The organism is Ponticoccus sp. (in: a-proteobacteria) (genome assembly GCF_048381735.1).
On record NZ_JBLXGL010000005.1, the window covers coordinates 115023 to 136203 of the forward strand.

General features: G+C 68.1%; 18 protein-coding genes and 1 tRNA gene. 14 read left to right on the plus strand and 5 right to left on the minus strand.

What is annotated here, in order from left to right:
* Window positions 1-6: 6 nt before the first annotated feature.
* Together ACN5KJ_RS11425 and ACN5KJ_RS11430 are read left to right on the plus strand one after the other, a co-directional pair.
* On the plus strand, window positions 7-1242 hold the full coding sequence (locus ACN5KJ_RS11425; RefSeq protein WP_418594059.1) for a putative DNA modification/repair radical SAM protein: 1236 nt from the start codon (window positions 7-9) through the stop codon (window positions 1240-1242).
* A 1-nt stretch (window position 1243) separates the two neighbouring features.
* Window positions 1244-2668, plus strand: a complete 1425-nt coding sequence (locus ACN5KJ_RS11430; protein ID WP_418594061.1) for a UdgX family uracil-DNA binding protein — start codon at window positions 1244-1246, stop codon at window positions 2666-2668.
* 126 nt (window positions 2669-2794) lie between these two features.
* Here the strand turns inward: ACN5KJ_RS11430 and gap are convergent, their stop codons facing one another.
* Complete coding sequence (gene gap, locus ACN5KJ_RS11435; protein WP_418594062.1) at window positions 2795-3796, minus strand: type I glyceraldehyde-3-phosphate dehydrogenase; 1002 nt, start codon at window positions 3794-3796, stop codon at window positions 2795-2797.
* Window positions 3797-3974: 178 nt separating this feature from the next.
* Here gap and ACN5KJ_RS11440 point away from each other — a divergent pair, with 178 nt between their 5' ends.
* Together ACN5KJ_RS11440 and ACN5KJ_RS11445 are read left to right on the plus strand one after the other, a co-directional pair.
* Window positions 3975-4364, plus strand: a complete 390-nt coding sequence (locus ACN5KJ_RS11440; RefSeq protein ID WP_418594063.1) for a DoxX family protein — start codon at window positions 3975-3977, stop codon at window positions 4362-4364.
* A gap of 25 nt (window positions 4365-4389) precedes the next feature.
* Window positions 4390-5358 (plus strand): DUF808 domain-containing protein, encoded by a 969-nt coding sequence (locus ACN5KJ_RS11445; RefSeq protein WP_418594064.1) that lies wholly within the window; start codon window positions 4390-4392, stop codon window positions 5356-5358.
* 310 nt (window positions 5359-5668) lie between these two features.
* Here the strand turns inward: ACN5KJ_RS11445 and ACN5KJ_RS11450 are convergent, their stop codons facing one another.
* Window positions 5669-6361 carry an invasion associated locus B family protein gene (locus ACN5KJ_RS11450; protein WP_347167825.1) on the minus strand — a complete coding sequence of 231 codons (693 nt, stop codon included), beginning with the start codon at window positions 6359-6361 and terminating at the stop codon, window positions 5669-5671.
* A gap of 487 nt (window positions 6362-6848) precedes the next feature.
* Here ACN5KJ_RS11450 and ACN5KJ_RS11455 point away from each other — a divergent pair, with 487 nt between their 5' ends.
* Window positions 6849-8402, plus strand: coding sequence for a helicase HerA-like domain-containing protein (locus ACN5KJ_RS11455; protein ID WP_418594065.1), 1554 nt, complete (start codon window positions 6849-6851; stop codon window positions 8400-8402).
* A 281-nt stretch (window positions 8403-8683) separates the two neighbouring features.
* Here the strand turns inward: ACN5KJ_RS11455 and ACN5KJ_RS11460 are convergent, their stop codons facing one another.
* Both ACN5KJ_RS11460 and ACN5KJ_RS11465 read right to left on the minus strand, forming a co-directional pair.
* Window positions 8684-9853 (minus strand): MFS transporter, encoded by a 1170-nt coding sequence (locus ACN5KJ_RS11460; protein ID WP_418594067.1) that lies wholly within the window; start codon window positions 9851-9853, stop codon window positions 8684-8686.
* Window positions 9846-10598 carry a DeoR/GlpR family DNA-binding transcription regulator gene (locus ACN5KJ_RS11465; protein WP_418594068.1) on the minus strand — a complete coding sequence of 251 codons (753 nt, stop codon included), beginning with the start codon at window positions 10596-10598 and terminating at the stop codon, window positions 9846-9848. Before ACN5KJ_RS11465 ends, ACN5KJ_RS11460 begins: the two co-directional genes overlap by 8 nt.
* 541 nt (window positions 10599-11139) lie before the next feature.
* On the opposite strand from ACN5KJ_RS11465, the gene ACN5KJ_RS11470 reads away from it, so the two are divergent.
* The 7 genes from ACN5KJ_RS11470 to ACN5KJ_RS11500 all read left to right on the plus strand — a co-directional run bounded on the left by ACN5KJ_RS11470 (window position 11140) and on the right by ACN5KJ_RS11500 (window position 18869).
* Entirely contained in the window at window positions 11140-11664 is a 525-nt protein-coding gene (locus ACN5KJ_RS11470; RefSeq protein ID WP_418594070.1) for a CoxG family protein, read from the plus strand.
* A 79-nt stretch (window positions 11665-11743) separates the two neighbouring features.
* Complete coding sequence (locus tag ACN5KJ_RS11475) at window positions 11744-12229, plus strand: (2Fe-2S)-binding protein (RefSeq protein WP_347167819.1); 486 nt, start codon at window positions 11744-11746, stop codon at window positions 12227-12229.
* A gap of 83 nt (window positions 12230-12312) precedes the next feature.
* Window positions 12313-14685, plus strand: a complete 2373-nt coding sequence (locus tag ACN5KJ_RS11480; RefSeq protein WP_418594072.1) for a xanthine dehydrogenase family protein molybdopterin-binding subunit — start codon at window positions 12313-12315, stop codon at window positions 14683-14685.
* 95 nt (window positions 14686-14780) lie between these two features.
* Window positions 14781-15569 (plus strand): FAD binding domain-containing protein, encoded by a 789-nt coding sequence (locus ACN5KJ_RS11485; RefSeq protein ID WP_418594073.1) that lies wholly within the window; start codon window positions 14781-14783, stop codon window positions 15567-15569.
* Between the two features lie 476 nt (window positions 15570-16045).
* A complete protein-coding gene (locus tag ACN5KJ_RS11490; RefSeq protein WP_418594075.1) occupies window positions 16046-17050 on the plus strand; it encodes an ABC transporter substrate-binding protein in 1005 nt (334 codons plus the stop codon).
* A 55-nt stretch (window positions 17051-17105) separates the two neighbouring features.
* The gene (locus ACN5KJ_RS11495) at window positions 17106-17888 is read left to right on the plus strand and encodes an ABC transporter ATP-binding protein (RefSeq protein ID WP_418594077.1); all 783 of its coding nucleotides are present in this window, start codon (window positions 17106-17108) and stop codon (window positions 17886-17888) included.
* A gap of 156 nt (window positions 17889-18044) precedes the next feature.
* Window positions 18045-18869 (plus strand): ABC transporter permease, encoded by an 825-nt coding sequence (locus ACN5KJ_RS11500; RefSeq protein ID WP_347167816.1) that lies wholly within the window; start codon window positions 18045-18047, stop codon window positions 18867-18869.
* A 407-nt stretch (window positions 18870-19276) separates the two neighbouring features.
* Here the strand turns inward: ACN5KJ_RS11500 and ACN5KJ_RS11505 are convergent.
* Window positions 19277-19353 (minus strand) — tRNA-Ile (locus ACN5KJ_RS11505).
* 152 nt (window positions 19354-19505) lie between these two features.
* Here ACN5KJ_RS11505 and purM point away from each other — a divergent pair.
* Both purM and purN read left to right on the plus strand, forming a co-directional pair.
* A complete protein-coding gene (purM, locus tag ACN5KJ_RS11510; protein WP_418594079.1) occupies window positions 19506-20552 on the plus strand; it encodes a phosphoribosylformylglycinamidine cyclo-ligase in 1047 nt (348 codons plus the stop codon).
* Window positions 20549-21136, plus strand: coding sequence for a phosphoribosylglycinamide formyltransferase (purN, locus tag ACN5KJ_RS11515; protein WP_418594081.1), 588 nt, complete (start codon window positions 20549-20551; stop codon window positions 21134-21136). Before purM ends, purN begins: the two co-directional genes overlap by 4 nt.
* The last annotated feature ends 45 nt before the right edge of the window (window positions 21137-21181 follow it).

Consider the following 21181-nt stretch of genomic DNA (forward strand, 5'->3'; position numbering starts at 1 on the left):
GAACACATGGCGCAATTCTCACTCTCCGAAAAACTGGCGATCCTCTCGGATGCGGCGAAATACGATGCCTCCTGCGCCTCGTCCGGCGGCCAGCGCCGGGATGCGCGGGACGGCAAGGGCCTTGGCTCGACCACCGGCTCGGGCATCTGCCACGCCTACGCGCCGGACGGGCGCTGCATCAGCCTGCTCAAGATCCTGATGACGAATTTCTGCATCTACGATTGCGCCTATTGCGTGAACCGCGTCAGCTCCAACGTGCAGCGCGCCCGCTTCACACCCGAAGAGGTCGTGACCCTGACCACCGAGTTCTACCGCCGCAACTACATCGAGGGGCTCTTCCTGTCCTCCGGCATCATCCGCTCGCCGGACGAGACCATGGCCGACATGGTGCGCATCGCCCGCATGCTGCGCGAAGACCATCACTTTCGCGGCTACATCCACCTCAAGACCATCCCCGATGCCGCCCCCGAGCTGATCGAGCAGGCGGGCACCTATGCCGACCGGATCTCGATCAATATCGAACTGCCCACCGACAGCGCCGTGAAGGCCTTCGCGCCGGAGAAATCGCCCGACGGGATCCGCAAGGCCATGGCGGATGTGCGCCTGCGGCAGGACGCCCAGCAAGACCGCAGCCACACCGGTCGCAGGCCGCCGCGCTTCTCGCCCGCGGGCCAGTCGACCCAGATGATCGTCGGCGCCGACGGGGCCAGCGACGGCACGATCCTGAAGACCTCGACCCGGCTCTATGCCAGCTATCGGCTGAAGCGGGTCTATTACTCGGCCTTCTCGCCGATCCCCGACAGCTCTCGCGCGCTGCCGCTGATCCAGCCGCCGCTGCAACGCGAACACCGGCTGTATCAGGCCGACTGGCTGCTGCGCTTCTACGGCTTCGACGCCGAAGAGATCACGGCGGCGACCCCGGACGGCAATCTCGATCTCTCGATCGATCCGAAACTGGCCTGGGCGCTGGCCAATCGCCACGCCTTCCCGGTCGACGTGAATCGGGCCGAGCGCGAATTGCTGCTGCGGGTGCCGGGGATCGGCACAAAGACCGTGGGGCGCATCCTGACCACCCGCCGCCACCGCAGCCTGCGCTACGACGACCTGCGCCGCATGGGCGCCAACCTGAAACAGGCGCGCCCCTTCATCACGCTGACGGATTGGCGGCCCCGCGCGCTGCTTGACGCCGCCGACCTGCGGGCCCGCTTCGCGCCGCCGCCGGAACAGCTGCACCTGATCTGATATGCGCAGCGTCATCCTGCCAGAGATCGGCACCTTCGAGGCATGGCGGCAAGAGGCCCGCGCGCTGATCGCCGCCCGCATCCCGCCAGAGGCGGTGCTCTGGTCGCGCGGCGCGCCGCAGGGGGATCTCTTCGCCGCGTCCACCGCCGCCGCCCGGGCCGCGCCGCTCACCGTGCCGAAGGACTTCGCCCGGCTGGCCGGGCTGGTGGTCTGGCACGCCGACCCCCAGTGCTTTGCTCATCTCTACAGCGCGCTCTGGCGCGTCAAGCAGGACCCGCGCATCCTGCAGGACCGGGGCGACCCGGGGATCGACCGGTTGAACCGCATGGCCAAGGCGGTCAGCCGCGACAAGCACAAGATGACCGCCTTCCTGCGCTTTCGCGAGATTGGTGATCCCGCCGCCCCGCGCCGCCGCTTCGCCGCCTGGTTCGAGCCCGCGCATTTCATCACCGAACCCACGGCGCCCTTCTTCGCCAGGCGCTTCGGCGACATGGACTGGTCGATCTTCACCCCCCATGCCACCGCGCATTTTCGCGAGGGCGTCACAGGCTTCGCAGCGCCGGAGCCGAAGCCCGGCCTGCCGGACGATGCCACCGAAGAGCTGTGGCGCACCTATTTCCGCAATATCTTCAACCCGGCCCGGGTGAAGCTGAAGGCCATGCAGGCCGAGATGCCCAGGAAATACTGGCACAACCTGCCAGAGGCCGACCTGATCCCCGAGATGGTCGCCTCTGCCCGTGCCCGGGCAAGGGACATGGCCGAGGCCGCGCCAACCCTCGCCCCCGAACGCGCCGCGCGCATCACCCGGCGGCTGAGCCGGTCCCGCGTCGCGCCCACCCCGGCGGACGACCTCGATGCGCTGCGGCGCGGCCTCGACGCCTGCCGCCGCTGTCCGCTGTGGCGCGATGCGACGCAGCCCGTTGCCGGCTGCGGACCAAGGGACGCCCGGCTGATGATCGTCGGCGAACAGCCCGGCGATCACGAGGATCTGGCGGGCAAGCCCTTCGTCGGCCCGGCGGGGCAGCTCTTCGACCGGCTGGCAGAAGGCGCGGGCCTCGACCGGCAGGCGGCCTTCGTCACCAATGCGGTCAAGCATTTCAAGTTTCAGCCCCGCGGCAAGCGCCGCCTGCACCAGCCGCCGAACCGGCAGGAGATCGACCAGTGCCGCTGGTGGCTGGAGCAGGAGCGCGCTCTGGTGAAACCGAAGCTGATCCTTGCCATGGGGGCTGCGGCGGTCGAAAGCCTGACGGGCTCGCGCCGGGCCCTGCTGTCGCGGCGCGGCACCGTCGAGATGGCAGTTGACGGCACGCCGATCCTGATCACTACGCATCCCGCCTACCTGCTGCGCCTGCCACCGGCGGACCGCGCGCAGGCCGAAGACCTGTTCCGGCAGGATCTGCAGGAAGCCGCGCGCAGGCTTGCCTGACGCCCCTGTTTCTTCTTGGTCCAAATACCTCTGGGGGGAATGCCGCAGGCAGGGGGGCAAAGCCCCCGCTTCAAATGCAAAACGCCCGACCAGGGGCCGGGCGTCGCAATCCGTGAAGGGCGAGGTTCAGTGCAGCAGGCGGCCCATGGTGCCCGCGACATCCGCCATGCGCGCCGAGAAGCCCCATTCGTTGTCGTACCAGGCCAGCACCCGCACCAGCCGACCCACGACCTTGGTCTGGTCGGGCGCGAAGATCGAGGAATGGGTGGTGTGGTTGAAGTCGATCGAAACCTTGGGCTCCGGGTCATAGGACAGCACCGCGCCCATGCGACCGGCTGCGGCCTCAGCCACCACCTCGTTCACATTGGCCTCTGTCACGTCGCGCTTCGCCACGAAGGTCAGGTCCACCGCCGAGACATTGGGCGTCGGCACCCGCACGGCAGAGCCGTCCAGCTTGCCCTTCAGGTTCGGCAGCACCTCGCCTAGGGCCTTCGCGGCGCCGGTCGAGGTCGGGATCATCGCCATGGCGGCGGCGCGGGCGCGATACAGGTCGGCGTGGCGGCGGTCCAGCGTCGGCTGGTCGCCGGTATAGCTGTGGATCGTGGTCATGATGCCGCTCTCGATGCCGATGGCATCGTCCAGCACCTTGGCCAGCGGGGCCAGGCAGTTGGTGGTGCAGGAGCCGTTCGAGATCATGACCTCGCCCTTCACCATCTCGCGGTGGTTGACGCCGTAGACCACGGTGCGCTGCACGTTCTTCGCGGGCGCCGAGATCAGCACCGATTTGGCGCCGCGGCGCAGGTGCGCGTCGGCTTTGTTGCCGTCGTTGAACTGGCCGGTGCATTCCAGCACGACATCGCAACCGTCCCAGTCCAGTGCGTCCAGATCATAAGACGACATCACGTCGATCGGTCCGCGTCCGAGGTCGATGGACTGGTCCTTCACGGTCACGGTGCCGGGAAAGCGGCCATGCACGGAGTCGTAGCGCAGCAGATGTGCATGGGTTTCCAGCGGCCCGGGGGCGTTGATCTTCACCACCTGCACATCGTTGCGGGCGCTTTCGACGATATGCGCCAGCGTGCAGCGGCCGATCCGGCCAAATCCGTTGATGCCAACCGTGACGGTCATCGCGATACTCCTGAGGTTTATGCGCCTGTCAGCGCCGGGTATACGAAGGCGACGCGCATGTGCAAAGCCCGAAAGGCTTTCCAAACCAGCATGTTAGCGATAAAACTCTGGTCCCGGAGGCTGGTGGCGCTAACCTTTCGGGACCGTTTGCGTTAACGTTTGCACCCTCGGTAGAAGCATGCCCGATCCGACCCCTTGCCTTGCCCTTCTCGGGCGAATCCTTCTGGCCGGCCTGTTCCTTGCCGGCTTTGCGCAGAAGCTGGGGGACCCGTCCCCGGCTCAGGCCCTGCTGGCGGCGCGGGGCTGGCCGCTCTGGCTGATCTGGCCAGCGGCGTTTTACAACCTTGTGGCGGGGGGCGCGGTGGTGCTTGGCATGATGACACGGCCCATTGCCGCTACGCTCGCGCTTTATTGCATGGTCACCAGCCTGTTTCACTTTCTCCCCGATGATCCGTGGCAGATGACGATCTTCGTCAAGAACTGGGCCATCGCGGGCGGCTGCCTGATGCTGGCGGCCCATGGCGCGGGTCCGTGGCGCTTGCGCTGGGGGCCGGACAGGCTAGGTTGACCGCAACACAACGGGGACAGGCGGCATGAGCGGATTACTGGCACTTCTGGACGATGTTTCGGCCATCGCAAAGGTCGCGGCGGCGTCGGTCGACGACATCGGCGCGGCGGCCATGAAGGCGGGGTCGAAGACGGCGGGTGTGCTGATCGACGACGCGGCGGTGACGCCGAAGTACCTCCAGGGCTTCAAACCGGCCCGCGAACTGCCGATCATCTGGCGCATCGCGCGCGGTTCCATCGTCAACAAGCTGGTCTTCCTGATGCCCGCCGCCCTGCTGATGCAGGCCTTCGCGCCCTGGCTGATCTGGCCATTGCTGATCCTCGGCGGCTGCTATCTTGCCTTCGAGGGCGCCGAAAAGATCGTCCATGTGCTGACCCGGCACGACGACCACTCGGGCGGGCCGGACGGCAGCCATGATGTGCAGGACCCGACGCATCTGGAAGAGGAAAAGATCAAGGGCGCCATCAAGACCGATTTCATCCTCTCGGCAGAGATCATGGTGATCTCGATGTCGGCCATCGAGGCCTCGACCTTCTGGATGGAGGCGGCGACCCTGGCGGTTGTGGCGTTGCTGGTGACGGCAGCGGTCTATGGCGCCGTGGCGGTGATCGTGAAGATGGACGACGTCGGGCTCTGGCTCAGCCAGGTGTCCCGGACCGGCTTTGGCCGCTGGCTGGGCCGCGCCATCGTCAAGTTCATGCCCTGGCTGCTGAAGACCCTGACCGTCGTCGGCACGGCGGCGATGCTTTGGGTCGGCGGCTCGATCATCGTGCATTCGCTGCACGAGATGGGCTGGCACTGGCCGGAAGAGTTCATCCATCACGTCGCGGTCGACTACGGGCAGGGCAGCGGCGCGCTGCAATGGATCATCACGGCGGCCATCGACTTCGTGCTCGGGTTCCTGGTGGGTCTGGTGCTGATCCCGATCGGAACACGGGTCGTGGCGCCGATCTGGGCCGCGCTCTTCGGCGGGAAGAACACGGCGGCGCACTGACGGCCAGGCGGCGCTGCGGTCCACTGCACGGACGCGGCGCCCCTTGCAACCGTCCGGCAAGGGCCGGCTGCGCCGACGGCCCGGGCAGGCCGGGGCGCCCCCGCCGGGTCCGCAGCGGGCGTCAAGGTGCCGGGCTGCCGGGCGCGCCCTGACAGGCCGCTGCGGCCCCGGGCCGCCAAGCGCCGCGATCCTTCTTCGGGGGCAAGAACCCGGCGGACAGGCCGCAGACAGGTAACCGCAGATACGAGCAGATACGAAAAAAGGCGCGCCGGGCGGGGCGCGCCTTTCCTTGTTCCGGTGGGAACGGGATTTACTGCGACAGCGCCGAAGAGGCGTCGTAGGCGGCGGTGAAGCCGGACAGCGACATCTCGACACTGACCTTCTGGTCGGGGGCCAGGGCCGGAACGATGGTCACAACGGCCTTGGCGCCGGCCTTGAAGCGCTGGATGTCCTCGGCGGTAAAGCCGACGCGGGCATAGCAGCCGACCTGCGCGCAGAAGGAGAAGTCGAAGCGCCGCTCGGCGCCATTGTCGACCTGCACGGTCAGCTTCTGGGTCAGCAGCGTTTCCAGCGGCACGACAAAGGTGCCACCGGCCACGGCGCGCCCGCCGTTCGACAGCTTGAAGATCGAGGCCTCGGCGACGCTGGCGCCATTGGCATCCTTCAGCAGCTGGTACATCTGGCAGACGTCGTCGCCCTCGGGGACTTCGATGCACTGCAGGGACCAGTCGTTGAAGGTCTCCTTGATATAGGTGCGCGGACCCTGCTGGCCTGCGGGCGCCTCTGCGCCTTCTTCACCCAGATCGAGGCCGCCGCCGATGTTGGTCGACGGTGCCGGATCGGCCGCGGGCTCCGATGCGGGATCGGCCGCCGGGTCCGCCGCGGGCTCGGTCGCCGGGGCATCGGTTGCCGGATCGGCGGCGGGGGCGTCGTCGGACTGGGCAAAGGCGGGGCCCGCACCCAGCGCGGCGATCAAAGACAGAAGCAGAAGCGGTTTGGTCATGGACGTCCTCGGACTTTTTCGTTCTCTGGTTGGGGCTGGCTTTAGCACGGGCGGCTGACACTGTCAGGGCGGAAATCACGTACCTTGCGGGCCGTTTGGGCGAATTTGCGCCCGCATCGTAACGGTCGGGGCCCGGCGGGGAAAAGAAAAGGGACCCCCCGGGCCCCTTTCCATTATCGCTCCCTGTCGGACCGGCCGACTTTGTCATTGGGGGGACGCTACGAAATGAAAACGAGCCGGTCAACAGGCTTTGTGAAACCCAGACGACAAGAATGGGCCTGCACAAAAAAGCCGCGCCCGGGGGCGCGGCCAGTCTGACAGGGAGGAAGTCGGTCCGGGGCAGGAGAGGACATGACGCCCCGGACCAACAATGACTATGGCATCAAAAGGTTAAGTTTGTATTTTTGGGGGTGACCTGCGGGACGGGGGCGGCCAAGGGGCCTTGAGCCGGCGAAGCGGGACGGAAAGCGGGACAGGAAGGGTGACGATGGAAGACGCGGTTTTCGTGGGCGGCGGCGGGCCGTCCTACGGTGAGAAACAGCATTTGCGGCTGGGCTATGCCAACCGGCACGGGCTGATCGCCGGGGCCACCGGGACCGGCAAGACCGTGACCCTGCAAATCCTCGCCGAGGGTTTTTCGCAGGCCGGTGTGCCGGTCTTCATGGCCGATGTGAAGGGCGATCTGTCGGGGCTGGCCAAGGCCGGCAGCGCCGACCACAAGCTGCACGCCCCCTTCATGGAGCGCTGCGGCAAGATCGGCTTCGAGGATTTCGCCTACGCGGGGTTTCCGGTCTGCTTCTGGGATCTCTATGGCGCGCAGGGCCACCCGGTGCGCACGACCATCGCCGAGATGGGGCCGCTTTTGCTGGCGCGCCTGCTGGACCTCAGCGAGGCGCAGGAGGGCATTCTGAACATCGCCTTCCGGCTGGCGGACGAAGAGGGCATGCCGCTGCTGGACCTGAACGACCTGCGCGCGATGCTGGTGTGGATCGGCGAGAACCGGGGTGACCTGTCGCTGCGCTACGGCAATATCTCCGTCGCTTCCGTCGGCGCGATCCAGCGGCGCCTTCTGGTGCTCGAGGAAGAGGGCGGCGCCGGGTTCTTCGGAGAACCCGCGCTAGAGCTTGCGGACCTGTTGCGGGTGGGGCCGGACGGGCGCGGGCAGGTCAATATCCTTGCCGCCGACAAACTGATGGCGGCGCCGCGGCTTTACGCGACCTTCCTGCTGTGGCTGTTGTCCGAGCTGTTCGAGGACCTGCCCGAGGTCGGGGACCCGGACAAGCCCAGGCTGGTCTTCTTCTTCGACGAGGCGCATCTGCTGTTCGACGGCGCGCCCCGGGCGCTGGTGGACAAGGTCGAGCAGGTGGCGCGGCTGATCCGGTCGAAGGGGGTGGGGGTCTACTTCATCACCCAGTCGCCCGACGACATTCCCGAGGACATACTCGGCCAGCTTGGCAACCGGGTGCAGCACGCTCTGCGGGCCTTCACCGCGCGCGACCGCAAGGCGCTGCGGCTGGCTTCCGAGACCTACCGCGAGAACCCGGCGTTCGACATCGAGACGGCGATCCGCGAGGTCGGCGTGGGCGAGGCGGTGACGTCCTTCCTGGAAAAGAAGGGGGTGCCGGGCATGGCGCAGCGCACGCTGGTGCGCCCGCCCTCGTCGCAGCTTGGCCCGATCGAAGCGGCAGAGCGGGAGGCGGTGGTGCTGGCCTCTGATCTGCGGGCCAAATACGCGCAGGCGGTGGACCGCAGATCGGCCTACGAGATGCTGAAGGCCCGCGCCGAGAAGGCCGCCGCCGAAGCCGCCGAGGCGGAGCGCGCCGAGGAGGAAATGGAGGCCCGCGAACGCGAGTACCGTGCGGGGCGGCGCTATACCGGCAAGCGGGTGAGCCGCTCGACCTCCGGCGCCTCGACCCGGCGCGACCGGCAGGGCGAGAGCTTCGGCGAGGCCATGGGCAAGATGGTGATGAAGGAGCTGACCGGAACCACCGGGCGGAAGATCGTGCGCGGCATCCTCGGCGGGCTGTTCAAGGCGCGCTGAGGGTGGGACCGGCGCGGGGGGAAGGGTTTTGCGGGAAAACCCTTCCGGCCAGCTCTGGCACTCACCCAAGCAAGCCTTCGAAGCCGTCCTTCCCCTTTGCCCTGCGTGCCATCTCTGGCCGCCCGGGCCAAGCAAAATAGCCGTCTCCCCGTTCCGGGGCCCCTCGGCGATTTGGTTTGGCCCGGGCAGCCGGAGCTGTCCTGCGGGCGGCAGGCGAAGGACGGCTCCGAAGCAAGCCATGGGGCGGGGCCGGTTTCGTATGCTGCGGGGGGTGGCCGTTGTCAGCCCGCTGCGGTCCGGCCCTGTGGCAGGCCGCGGCCCTGGCCGAGCACCGGGGCGAGGGCGGTGATGGCGAGTGCCGCGGCGCCCACAAGGGCCAGGGCGAGGCGCAGCGAGGTCAGTTCCGCGAGGAAGCCGATGGCGGGCGGCCCCACCAGCATGGCGCCGTACCCCAGCGTCGCGACCGAGGCGATGGCCTGTCCGGCGGGCACGTCCGGATCGGCGGCGGCGCGGCTGAAGGCCATGGGGATCACCGCCGCGTAGCCCATGCCGATCAGCACGTAGCCGGCCAGCGTCAGCGGCAGCGTGGCCGGGCCGACCACCAGTGCCGTCCCGAGGGCGGCGAAAAGCCCGGCGGCGCGGGCGGTGGCCACCGGGCCGAAGCGCGTGATCAGCCCGTCGACGCAGAGCCGCATCGCCACCATGGTGGCGCTGAAGATGGCATAGCCCAGGGCCGCCTGCGACTGCGTGGTGCCGACCACATCGGCAAGGAAGACCGCGCTCCAGTCGGCGGCGGCGCCCTCTCCGAGCCCCGCCGCCAGGGCCACAACGCCCACCAGCACCAGCGCGCCGCGCGGCAGGGCAAAGACCGGCCCCTTGGTGGCGGGCGCGCTGCGGCGGCTGTCCCAGCGGGTGCGGATCAGCGGGCCGAAGACAAGCGCCACCGCCAGGGCGGTCAGGGCGAAATGCGCGTCGAGCGACAGGCCCGCGCGGGTGGCCAGCCAGCCTCCGCCCGCGCCCAGACCGGCGCCGAGGCTCCACATTGCGTGGAAGGACGACATGATCGAGCGGCCCGAGGTGCGTTCGACCTCTGCCGCCCAGCTGTTCATCGCCACGTCCATGGCGCCGTGGCAGGCGCCGAAGGCGAAGAGCGCGGCGGCCAGCGCGAGGGGGACCGGGGCGAGGCCGATGGCGACGATGGTCAGAAGGTAGAGGCAGGCCAGCAGACAGGCGACCGGGTAGGCGCCGCGCCGGTCGGCCATGCTGCCCGCCAGCGGGAAGGACAGGAGAGCGCCAACCCCCATGACCAGCAGCATCAGTCCGAGCGCGCCCTCGGATAGCTCGAAGCGGTCGCGCACCGCCGGAACCCGGCTGGCCCAGGCGCCCAGAAGCGCGCCGTTCAGGGCGAAGGCGGCAGAGACCGCAAGGCGGGCGCGGCGGATGTCAGGCATGGCGGATCTCCATTCCGAGGTCTGTATAGGCGGGCGTCGCCTCGGTGGGCGCATCGGTGATCAGGATGTCCAGCGCCACGCATGGCGCGACGTGGAACCGGCTGCGGGTGCCAAGCTTTGCTGCGGCGCTCAGCAGGGCGCTGCGGTGGGCCGCGTCGAGCATGGCGCGCTTGACCGCGGCCTCGTCGCTGTCCTCGGCCGAGAGGCCGAAGCCGGGGTCGATGCCGCAGACCCCCAGCAGGGCGAGGTCGGCGGCGATGCGCGACAGCGCCCGCGTGCTGTCCGAGCCGACCGCGATGGCACCGGAGGGCGAGAGGCGGCCGCCGATCAGATGCGTCGGCGTGCCCCGGCGCAGGGTGGCAAGCGCCACGGCGGGGGCGGGCGTCACGATCAGCGCCCCGGGAAGCCGGGGCAGCGCGGCGGCAAGCGCGGCGATGGTCGTGCCGCCGTCCATGAACACCACCATGCCGTCCGCGATCAGCGGCAGGGCAGCGGCGGTCAGGGCGGCGTGGTCCATCTCTGGCAGGCGGTCGAGCGTGGCACGCGCCAGGGGCTGCGGTGGCAGCGCGCCGCCCCGGATGCAACGGGCGAGGCCCTGCGATTCCAGTGCCTTGAGGTCGCGCCGAATGCTGTCGGGCGAGACGCCGAATTCCCGCGAAAGCGCGCTGAGGCTGAGCGCCTCGCCCGCATCGAGACGGTGGCGCAGTGCCTCTTGTCGGGCTTCGGGTGTGTTTGGCCGGGTCATGTGGCATGTCCGTCGTTTGCGGCAAGCTGCCGTATTTTGCCTGAAACTGCAATGCGTGCCGCCGGGTGTCGCTGATCAAGGGTGGCCACAGGGGCAGCGGCCCCGCCGCGCATAGCCCGGAGGGGCGGCGACAGTGGCAAGTTTCTTCGAAGAAACTTCAAAGAGTTTTCGAAAACTCTTGCGCGCGCCGCGGGCGAGCGCGGCGCGGCGCCGGAGTGGCCATGAGACCGATGTCGCAGTTGCGCTGTTGCGCGAGCGGGGACTGGCCGCCGCCATGGGTCTCCGCTGCCCGGGCCGGACCGGCCGAAATGGGTGCTGGGATCGTCGGGGCGTTTCGCCTAACCTCGATGTGCAAAGGCGGCGGACGATGCCGTCGGCGCCGGGCTGGCGAAAGGCCGAATCGATGTGGTTGTCTGGGCTTGCGGGATGCCCCGGAAGCGGGGGCTCTGGTGACGCGGCGTGCGCGGCTACGCCCTTGGTCTAATATCCCCGGCCCCGGCCCCGCGCCTAGGCTGCGCCTGACACGGAAAGGACTGAATCCATGAAAATGAGCGATTCCCGTATCATCAAGGCCCCGCAGGAGGTGGTCTGGGCCGCGATCCTCGACCCCGAGGTGCTGAAGGCCTGCGTGCCCGGCTGCACCGAGATGTCCGGCTCTGCGGAAGAGGGCTTCGAGGCGACGGTTGTCCAGAAGGTCGGCCCGGTGAAGGCGACCTTCAAGGGGCAGGTCAGCCTGTCGAACATGGACGCGCCCAATGCGGTCACGCTTTCGGGCGAAGGCAAGGGCGGCGCCGCCGGTTTCGCCAAGGGCGGCGCGGACGTGGCGCTGGCGCCTGCCGAGGGTGGCACCGAGCTGACCTATGCGGTCGAGGCCAACGTGGGCGGCAAGCTGGCGCAGCTGGGCAGCCGCATCATCGACGGTTTCGCCAAGAAGATGGCCGACCAGTTCTTCGACAACTTCCAGCAGGCGGTCGAGGGGCCGTCCGACCCGGACGCGGCGCCCGAGACCGACGCGCCGGATCAGGACGGCAAGAAAAAAGGCTGGTTCAAGCGCATGGTTTCGTGAACCATCCGGTTACCGAGATTTTCCCGGCGCGCGGCTGCGCCGGATTACCCAGATTTGAACATCCAGGGAGGATAGCAAGATGGCAGAAGTGACGATGGTGGTGAACGGCAGGTCCGTCACCAAGTCGGTCAAGGGCAACACCCTGATGACGGAGTTCCTGCGCGAGGAACTGCGTCTGACCGGCACGCATGTCGGCTGCGATACCTCGCAGTGCGGCGCCTGCACGATCCACGTCAACGGCCTGCAGGTGAAGGCCTGCACCATGTTCGCGGCCGAGGCCGAGGGCGCCGAGGTGGCAACCATCGAGGGGCAGGCGGCGCAGGACGGCACGCTGAACGCGATCCAGGCGGCGTTCCAGGAATACCACGGGCTTCAGTGCGGTTTCTGCACGCCGGGGATGGTCATGGCGGCGGCGGCGCTGCTGAAGGACAATCCCAAACCCACCGAGGCCGAGGTGCGCCACCACCTGCAGGGCAACATCTGCCGCTGCACCGGCTACCACAACATCGTCCGCGCGATCCTGGCCGCATCGGGCCAGGACGTGCCGGCGGTCGCCGCAGAGTGATTTTCGCGGGTGGGCCGCGGGCCCGCCCTAGCCAGATTTCCGGGGAGGGGCCCTGACCCCGACCCATTCCAGGGAGGATACCCATGCCGAAAGATCATGGCATCGGCGCAAGCCAGAAGCGGCGCGAGGACGTGCGCTTCCTGACCGGAGCCGGTCAGTACACCGACGATATTTCCGTCTACGGGCAGACCTACTGCTATTTCCTGCGCTCCGACATGGCGCACGGGACGATCAATTCCATCAACACCGAGGCCGCGGCGGGGATGCCCGGCGTCGTGCGGATCTTCACCGGCGCCGATTTCGAGGGTGTCGGCGGTCTGCCCTGCGGCTGGCAGGTGACCGACAAGCACGGCGAGGCGATGAAGGAACCGCCGCACCCGGTGCTGGCACAGGGCAAGGTGCGTCACGTCGGTGACCCGATTGCCGCCATCGTGGCCGAGAGCCTCGAAGAGGCGCGCAATGCGGCCGAGGCCATCGAGGTCGATATCTCCGAGCTGCCCGCCGTCGTCGACATGAAGGCCGCGCTGGCCGAGGGCGCCACCAAGGTGCACGACGATATCGCGGACAACCTCTGCTATGACTGGCAGTTCGGCACCGATACGGAAACCACGGACAAGGCCTTTGCCGAGGCCGCGCATGTCACCACGCTGGAACTGGTGAACAACCGTCTGGTGGCCAACCCGATGGAGCCGCGCGTCGCGCTTGGCGACTACAACCGCGCCAACGACGAATCGACGCTCTATACGACCTCGCAGAACCCGCATGTGATCCGGCTCTTGATGGGCGCCTTCGTCCTCGGCATCCCCGAGCACAAGCTGAAGGTCGTGGCGCCCGACGTGGGCGGCGGCTTCGGCACCAAGATCTTCCACTACGCGGAAGAGGCCTTTGTCACCTTCGCCTCGCGGCAGATCAACCGGCCCGTCAAATGGACCTCGTCGCGCTCCGAGGCCTTCATGTCCGACGCCCATGGCCGCGACCACGTGACCAAGATCGAACTGGCGCTGGATGCGGATAACAACTTTACCGCCGTGCGCACCGACACCTATGCCAACATGGGTGCCTATCTCTCGACCTTCTCGTCCTCTGTGCCGACCTGGCTGCACGGGACGCTGATGGCGGGCAACTACAAGACCCCCGCCGTGCAGGTGAACGTGAAGGCGGTCTTCACCAATACCGTTCCGGTGGACGCCTATCGCGGCGCGGGCCGCCCGGAAGCGACCTACCAGCTGGAGCGCGTGATCGACATGGCCGCCCGCGAGCTGGGCGTCGATGCGATCAAGCTGCGGCGGCAGAACTTTATCACCGCCTTCCCCTATGCCACGCCCGTGGCGGTCGAATACGACACCGGCGATTACGTCGCGACCATGGACAAGATGGAAGCGCTGATGGACCTCGGCAATTTCGAGGCGCGTCGGAAGGAGAGCGAGGCCAGGGGCAAGCTGCGCGGTCTGGGCATCAACTGCTTCATCGAGGCCTGCGGCATCGCGCCGTCGAACCTGGTGGGTCAGCTTGGCGCGCGTGCGGGTCTGTACGATGCCGCCACCGTGCGGGTGAACGCCACCGGCTCGATCTCGGTCATGGTGGGGGCGCACAGCCACGGTCAGGGCCACGAGACGGTCTTCCCGCAGGTCGTGGCCGAGATGCTGGGCATCGACGAGAGCATGATCGATATCGTGCACGGCGACACCTCGAAGATCCCCTTCGGCATGGGCACCTATGGCTCGCGAAGCCTTGCGGTCTGCGGCTCTGCCATGGTGCGGGCGACCGAGAAGATCATCAACAAGGCCAAGAAGATCGCCGGCCACCTGCTGGAAGCCTCGGATGCGGATATCGAGCTGAAGGACGGCCAGTTCTCGGTCGCGGGCACGGACAAGTCGGTGGCCTGGGGCGACGTGACGCTGGCCGCCTATGTGCCGCACAACTACCCGCTGGAAGACATCGAGCCGGGTCTGGAAGAGACGGCCTTCTACGATCCCGCCAACTTCACCTATCCGGCGGGCGCCTATGCCTGCGAGGTCGAGGTCGACCCGGAGACCGGCAAGGTCACCATCGAGAAGTTCGTCTCGGCCGACGACTTCGGCAATGTGGTCAACCCGATGATCGTCGAGGGCCAGGTCCACGGCGGTATCGCGCAGGGGATCGGGCAGGCGCTGCTGGAGAACTGCGCCTACGACGAGAACGGCCAGCTGCTGTCGGCGTCCTACATGGACTATGCCATGCCGCGCGCCGACGACATCCCGATGATGGCCAACTACGTGGTCGACCACTCGTGCCAGACGCCCTGCACGCATAACCCGCTTGGGGTGAAGGGCTGCGGCGAGGCCGGGGCGATCGGCTCGCCGCCGACGGTGGTGAACGCGGTGATCGACGCGCTGCATTCGGCGGGCCACAGCCATGTGACCCATATCGACATGCCGGTCTCGCCCTCGCGCGTCTGGCAGGCGATGCAGCACTGAGTTGAGAGCGCCGGGGGCTGTCTGCCCCCGGACCCCCGAAGGGTATTTGGACCAAGAAGAAACAGAGGGTCTTCGCGGTCCCAGGAGGAAAAACGATGTATTCATTCGATATGGTGCGCCCGAAGACGGTGGCCGATGCGGTCGCGGCGCTGCAGCAGGAGGATGCGCAGGCCCTGGGCGGCGGTCAGACGCTGATCCCGACGCTGAAGCAGCGGCTGGCGATGCCGTCCGTGCTGGTGAGCCTTTCGGCCATCGACGAGATGAAGGGGGTGCGTGCCGAGGCGGGCGTGCTGACCCTGGGCGGCGGCACCACCCATGCCACGGTGGCGCGCGAGGCGGCGGCGCATTACCCGGCGCTGGCGGCGCTGGCCGGCAATATCGGCGATCCGGCGGTGCGCAACCGCGGCACCATCGGCGGCTCGATCGCCAACAACGACCCCTCGGCCTGCTACCCGGCGGCGGCGCTGGGATCGGGCGCGACCATCGTGACCAATAGCCGCGAGATCGCGGCGGACGACTTCTTTCAGGGCATGTTCACGACCGCGCTGGAGGAGGGCGAGATCGTGACGGCGGTGAAATTCCCGATCCCGGAGGCCGCGGCCTATGTGAAGTTCGAACAGCCCGCCTCGCGCTTTGCGCTGGTGGGGGTCTTCGTGTCGCGCGGATCTTCGGGCGTGCGGGTCGCCGTGACCGGCGCGTCGAACGACGGCGTGCATCGCTGGGGGGCCGCCGAAGAGGCGCTGGCGGGCAGCTTTTCGGCCTCGGCGCTGGACGGGCTGTCGGTGCCGGCGGACGACATGATCTCTGACCTGCACGGCACGGCCGCCTATCGCGCGCATCTGGTGTCGGTCATGACCAAGCGGGCGGTCGCCGCCGCCGGGTGATGCCGCAGGCCGAGAGTATGGAAAGCCCCGGTCCCGCAGGCCGGGGCTTTTCCATTGCCGCGCTGCGGGGATCGGCGGCGGGGTCGCAGGAATGCGACGAGGGCGCAGGCAGGGTCTCTGGCAAGGTCTCCCCGGGATGCTGCCGGAGGTGCGCGCCGAGGATCGGCGGCCTCGCGGTCGGGAGGGCGCGGGTGGCGTCACTCCGGCCTGCCGGATCGGGCGGCGGAGGGTGGCGCGGGTCTTCCCTGGGACAGCGGGCTGCGCAGGGGCGCGCGGCGGGGCCGCCATCTGCGGGGCAGGGCTAGATATCGGGGAGATTGCCCCCGTCGGCGCCTGCTTTTTCGGCGCTTCTGGCCATAGTGCCCGAGAAAACGACAAAAAACTCCGCAGATTTGCCCGGAATTGCTAACGGACCGGCCCGGGGGTCGCTTACCCTGACCCGGACAGGGAATGATTCGACCGAGGAGAGACCCCCCGTGATTTACCCAAAGATCGCCGCCGCCGCCGCTGGCCTGTTGCTGGCCGGTTCGGCCTGGGCGCAGACCGATGTGCCCTTTGCCCTGGACTGGAAATTCGAAGGCCCCGCCGCGCCCTATTTCGTCGCCATCGACAAGGGCTATTTCGAAGAGGCCGACCTGTCGGTCGAGATCAGCGCCGGGTCGGGCTCTCTCGACGCGATTCCGAAGGTGGCGACCGGGGCCTTTCCGGTGGGTTTTGCCGATATCAACTCGCTGATCAAGTTCCTTGACCAGAACCCCGATGCGCCGGTCAAGGCGGCCATGATGATCTACGACAAGCCGCCCTTCGCGGTGATCGGACGCAAGTCGCTGGGGGTCGAGACGCCGAAGGACCTGGAGGGCAAGGTGCTGGGCGCGCCGCCGCCCGATGGCGCTTGGGCGCAGTTCCCGATCTTCGCCGCCGAGAACGACCTGGACACCGATGCCATCACCGTCGAGCCGGTGGGCTTCCCCACGCGTGAGCCGATGCTGGCCCAGGGCAACGTCGCCGCGATCACCGGCTTTTCCTTCTCGTCCTACCTGAACCTCGTGCGGTTGGGCATCGAGGAGGAGGACATCACGACCCTGCTGATGGCCGATCACGGCGTCGATCTTTACGGCAACGCGATCATCGTGAACACCGAATACGCCGCCGCGAACCCCGAAGTGATCGAGGGGTTCCTCTCTGCCGTCGCCAAGGGCTGGGCCGATGCCGTGGCCGACCCCGCCGCCGCCATCCCCAGCCTGATCGAGCGCAACCCCGCCGCCGATGCCGCGCTGGAGCAGCGCCGTCTGGAACTGTCCATCGCGGCCAATGTGGCGACGGACTTCACCCTGGAAAACGGCTTTGGCCCGGTCGACGCGGACCGCTTTGCCAGCGCGCTCGACCAGATCGCCACGATCTACACGTTCCAGTCGATGGGCGATATGTCGACCTATTTCACCGACGCCTACCTGCCCGAGGGCGGCTTTGCGCTGAAGTGAAACGGACGGGCCGCGCGGGGATCTTCTGCGCGGCCTGCTAGAAGGGAACGATCTCATGACATCGATGATCCACATCGCGGGCGTGCGGCACGCCTACAAGACGCCGTCCGGCCCGTTGCCCGTGCTGGATGGGCTGGATGTCAGCGTGAAGGAGGGCGGCTTTGTTGCCGTCGTCGGGCCCTCGGGCTGCGGCAAGTCCACGCTGACCAAGTTGATTTCGGGCCTGATGCGCCCGGACGAGGGCACCGTCACGCTGCACGGCACGCCGGTAAAGGGGCCGCGCCCCACGGTCGGCATGGCCTTCCAGAACCCGGTGATGCTGGAGTGGCGGACGATCCTGCAAAACGTGATCCTGCCGCTGGAAATCGTGCCCAACACGCTGACCAGGGCGCAGAAGGAAGAGCGTGCGCGCTTCCTTCTGGCGCTGGTGGGTCTGGAGGGCTTCGAGGACAAGCGGCCCTCGGAGCTGTCCGGCGGCATGCGGCAGCGCGCCAGCCTGTGCCGCGCGCTGGTCCACAAGCCCGAGGTTCTGATCCTCGACGAGCCCTTCGGCGCGCTGGATGCCTTCACCCGCGAGGATCTGTGGCAGACCATGCACAAGGTGAAGGCCGAAGAGCCCTTTACCGGCGTGCTGATCACCCACGATCTGCGCGAGTCGATCTTCCTTGCCGATCAGGTGGTGGTGCTGTCGCAGCGCCCGGCGCGCACGCAATACGTGCTGGACGTGCCGGACACCGGGCCGCGCGATCTGGAGCACCTGTATACGCCCGAAGCGGCCGAGATGCTCAACATCCTGCGCCATCAGATCCAGGTCGCGCAGGGCCGCGCGGCCGCCTGAGGCAGGCCGCGCCGCCGACCGTCGCGTGGCACACATGCGGCCCCGGAACCGGGGCGCGGATGTGCCCGGCAGCGATGACCCCATCCCGCGCCGCGCCTCGTTGCGGCACCAGACAGACCGGCGCTCCGGCGCCCCGAGACCGAGCCGGAGAGCCCCATGGCCTACGTCCCCGACATGAACCCCAAAGCAGCCACCCGGGGTGGCTGGCTGAAGGCCCTGACCTCGCGCGCGGTGCTGGCACCGCTGGGGGCCATCGTGGTCTTCCTGCTGTTCTGGGAGGCGCTGGTGCGGATCAACGGCTGGCCGGACTACGTCATGGCCTCGCCCTCGGACCTTCCGCCGGCCTATGCGAAATACTGGTCGCTGTTCATCACCATGGGCTGGCAGACGCTGTGGCGGACCGTGGTCGGACTGTTGCTGGCGGTTGTCGTCGGCGTGGGGTTTGGCATGGTCATGGGCTTCTCGCGGCTGATGCGCGATGCGCTCTACCCGCTGCTGGTGGGGTTCAACGCCATCCCCAAGGCCACCGTCGTGCCCATCGTGGCGCTGATGTTCGTGGGCGCGCATGACTTCAATACCGTGCTGATCGCCTTCATGATCTCGTTCTTTCCCATCGCGGTCTCGATCTCGATCGGGCTGTCGACGCTGGAACCGGAATACCGCGACATCCTGCGTTCGCTCGGCGCCTCGCAGGCGACGATCTTCTGGAAGATCGCCCTGCCCAAGACGCTGCCCGAGTTCTTCGGCGCGCTCAAGGTGGCGGTCACGCTGGCCTTCATCGGCACCAACCTGATGGAGATCGTCTCGCCGCACGGGCGGGGGCTTGGCGCGCTCTTCGACAGTGCCAAGACGAACTCGGATTATCCGCTGATGTTCGCGGTGCTGATCGCGCTCGCCGCGCTGGGAATCGTGCTCTATTACGTGGTGGTCGCGCTGGAGAAGATCTTTGCAAGCTGGGCGGACACCCAGGCCCCGGGCTGACCGCCTCCGCTGGGTCCCGGACCGGGGCCGCCGTCAGGCCTGCCGAAGGCGCCAGCGGCCCCGGTCGAAAAGCGCCCTTGGTGTCGCGCCAAAGCACAGGGTCCGGGGCGCGTGCAGGGCTACATCGGCAGCAAGCGCCGTGCCACTGGCGCTGTCTATCACGGGCCGCCGAAAGACCGGTTCGTTTTCCGGATCGTCCGGGCAGGGCGCAGGCCGGTTGCATGGCATCTGCCGGGACCATGGCATTGACCGCACCGATTGAAGCCGCGCAACCCCCATCGGAAATGGGGGCGGCGGAGGCAGGCTGTCAGGGGTAGGGGCGGGCCATGTGCGGCAAGGGCCGGAGCGGCGGGGCAGGGTGGCCCTTCGGCCCGGGCCGATCCACGGACGGGAGAGATCCGGCGTATTGGTAGGCCCGGCAGGACTTGAACCCGCAACCAAGGCGTTATGAGCGCCCTGCTCTAACCAATTGAGCTACAGGCCCACCGTGGCGATGTCACTACGGCGCGCGGCAGGTCTGGTCAAGCGGCTGATGTCCGCGCTTCCTGTGCTCTTGCGTCGTGCCGCGGGGCGCTCTGCGCTTCCCTTCTTTGCGCCCTTGCGGTAAGTGCGCCGCAAACCAAGCGGAGCGCAGACATGAGCGATGGCAAGAACGGCATCACCTATGCCGAGGCAGGGGTGGACATCGATGCGGGCAACGCCTTGGTGGAACGGATAAAGCCCGCCGCCAAACGCACGAACCGCTCGGGCGTCATGGCGGGGCTGGGCGGCTTCGGCGCGCTCTTCGACCTCAAGGATGCGGGCTACACCGATCCCGTTCTGGTCGCGGCCACCGACGGCGTGGGCACCAAGCTGCGCATCGCCATCGACACCGGCACCGTCGACGGCGTGGGCATCGACCTTGTCGCCATGTGCGTCAACGACCTTGTCTGTCAGGGTGCCGAGCCGCTGTTCTTCCTCGACTACTTCGCCACCGGCAAGCTGGATACCGACACCGCCGCGCGCGTGATCGAGGGCATCGCCGAGGGCTGCGTCCTGTCGGGCTGCGCCCTGATCGGCGGCGAGACCGCCGAGATGCCCGGCATGTACCCGGCGGGCGACTTCGACCTTGCCGGTTTCGCCGTCGGCGCGATGGAGCGCGGCACCGCGCTGCCCGAGGGCGTGGCGGAAGGCGACGTCCTGATCGGCCTGACCTCGTCGGGCGTGCATTCCAACGGCTACAGCCTCGTGCGCAAGCTGGTCGAGGTCTCGGGCCTTGGCTGGGACGCCGATTGCCCCTGGGCGGATGGCACGCTGGGCGCGGCCCTGCTGGCGCCCACGCGGCTTTACGTCAAGCAGGCGCTCGAAGCGATCCGGCAGGGCGGTGTGCACGGGCTGGCCCATATCACCGGCGGCGGCCTGACGGAAAACCTGCCGCGCGTGCTGCCGGAAGGCCTTGGCGCCAGCATCGACCTGTCCGCCTGGAGCCTGCCGCCCGTCTTCGGCTGGCTGCGCCAGACCGGCGGCATGGATCAGGCCGAGATGCTCAAGACCTTCAACTGCGGCATCGGCATGATCCTCGTGGTCGATGCCGCCCGCGCGCAGGCGCTGTCCGAGGCGCTGACCGCGATGGGCGAAACCCCGGTGCGGCTGGGCCACGTGACGGCGGGGCAGGGCGTGACCTACGAGGGCGCGCTTTCGTGAAGCGAGTCGCCATCTTCATTTCGGGTGGCGGGTCCAACATGGTCTCGCTGGTCGACGACATGACCGGCGACCACCCGGCGCGGCCTTGCCTGGTGTTGTCGAACAACGCCGACGCGGGCGGGCTGGCCAAGGCCGCCGCGCGGGGCATCCCGACGGCGGTGGTCGATCACCGGCCCTTCGGCGGCGACCGCGAGGCCTTCCAGGCCGCTCTGAACGCCGAACTGGACAAGGCGGCGCCGGACATCCTGTGCCTGGCCGGGTTCATGCGGGTGCTGACCGCCTCTTTCGTGACGCCCTGGCGGGGACGGATGCTGAACATCCACCCCTCGCTGCTGCCCAAGTACCGCGGCCTGCACACCCACGCCCGGGCGCTGGAGGCAGGCGATGCAGAACACGGCTGCACGGTGCACGAGGTGACGCCGGAACTGGACGAGGGCCCGATCCTCGGGCAGGCCCGGATCGCTGTGAACCCGGGCGACACGCCGGACAGCCTCGCCGCGCGGGTGCTGGTCGAGGAGCACCGCCTTTACCCGGCGGTCCTGCGCCGGTTTGCCGCCGACGACCGGACTCCGGTCCTGCTCTAGCGGCATGGTTTCCATTTCCGCCCGTGCTGTTGTATGGTCGGTCCC

Bases quoted from the DNA above. Each gene is read 5' to 3' on its own strand.
- ACN5KJ_RS11485 (WP_418594073.1), top strand. From the start codon at position 14,781: ATGTATTCATTCGATATGGTGCGCCCGAAGACGGTGGCCGATGCGGTC.
- ACN5KJ_RS11465 (WP_418594068.1), bottom strand. From the start codon at position 10,598: ATGACCCGGCCAAACACACCCGAAGCCCGACAAGAGGCACTGCGCCAC.
- ACN5KJ_RS11470 (WP_418594070.1), top strand. From the start codon at position 11,140: ATGAAAATGAGCGATTCCCGTATCATCAAGGCCCCGCAGGAGGTGGTC.
- gap (WP_418594062.1), bottom strand. From the start codon at position 3,796: ATGACCGTCACGGTTGGCATCAACGGATTTGGCCGGATCGGCCGCTGC.
- ACN5KJ_RS11450 (WP_347167825.1), bottom strand. From the start codon at position 6,361: ATGACCAAACCGCTTCTGCTTCTGTCTTTGATCGCCGCGCTGGGTGCG.
- ACN5KJ_RS11460 (WP_418594067.1), bottom strand. From the start codon at position 9,853: ATGCCTGACATCCGCCGCGCCCGCCTTGCGGTCTCTGCCGCCTTCGCC.
- ACN5KJ_RS11480 (WP_418594072.1), top strand. From the start codon at position 12,313: ATGCCGAAAGATCATGGCATCGGCGCAAGCCAGAAGCGGCGCGAGGAC.
- ACN5KJ_RS11430 (WP_418594061.1), top strand. From the start codon at position 1,244: ATGCGCAGCGTCATCCTGCCAGAGATCGGCACCTTCGAGGCATGGCGG.
- ACN5KJ_RS11440 (WP_418594063.1), top strand. From the start codon at position 3,975: ATGCCCGATCCGACCCCTTGCCTTGCCCTTCTCGGGCGAATCCTTCTG.
- ACN5KJ_RS11495 (WP_418594077.1), top strand. From the start codon at position 17,106: ATGACATCGATGATCCACATCGCGGGCGTGCGGCACGCCTACAAGACG.
- ACN5KJ_RS11475 (WP_347167819.1), top strand. From the start codon at position 11,744: ATGGCAGAAGTGACGATGGTGGTGAACGGCAGGTCCGTCACCAAGTCG.
- ACN5KJ_RS11425 (WP_418594059.1), top strand. From the start codon at position 7: ATGGCGCAATTCTCACTCTCCGAAAAACTGGCGATCCTCTCGGATGCG.
- ACN5KJ_RS11445 (WP_418594064.1), top strand. From the start codon at position 4,390: ATGAGCGGATTACTGGCACTTCTGGACGATGTTTCGGCCATCGCAAAG.
- ACN5KJ_RS11500 (WP_347167816.1), top strand. From the start codon at position 18,045: ATGGCCTACGTCCCCGACATGAACCCCAAAGCAGCCACCCGGGGTGGC.
- purM (WP_418594079.1), top strand. From the start codon at position 19,506: ATGAGCGATGGCAAGAACGGCATCACCTATGCCGAGGCAGGGGTGGAC.
- ACN5KJ_RS11455 (WP_418594065.1), top strand. From the start codon at position 6,849: ATGGAAGACGCGGTTTTCGTGGGCGGCGGCGGGCCGTCCTACGGTGAG.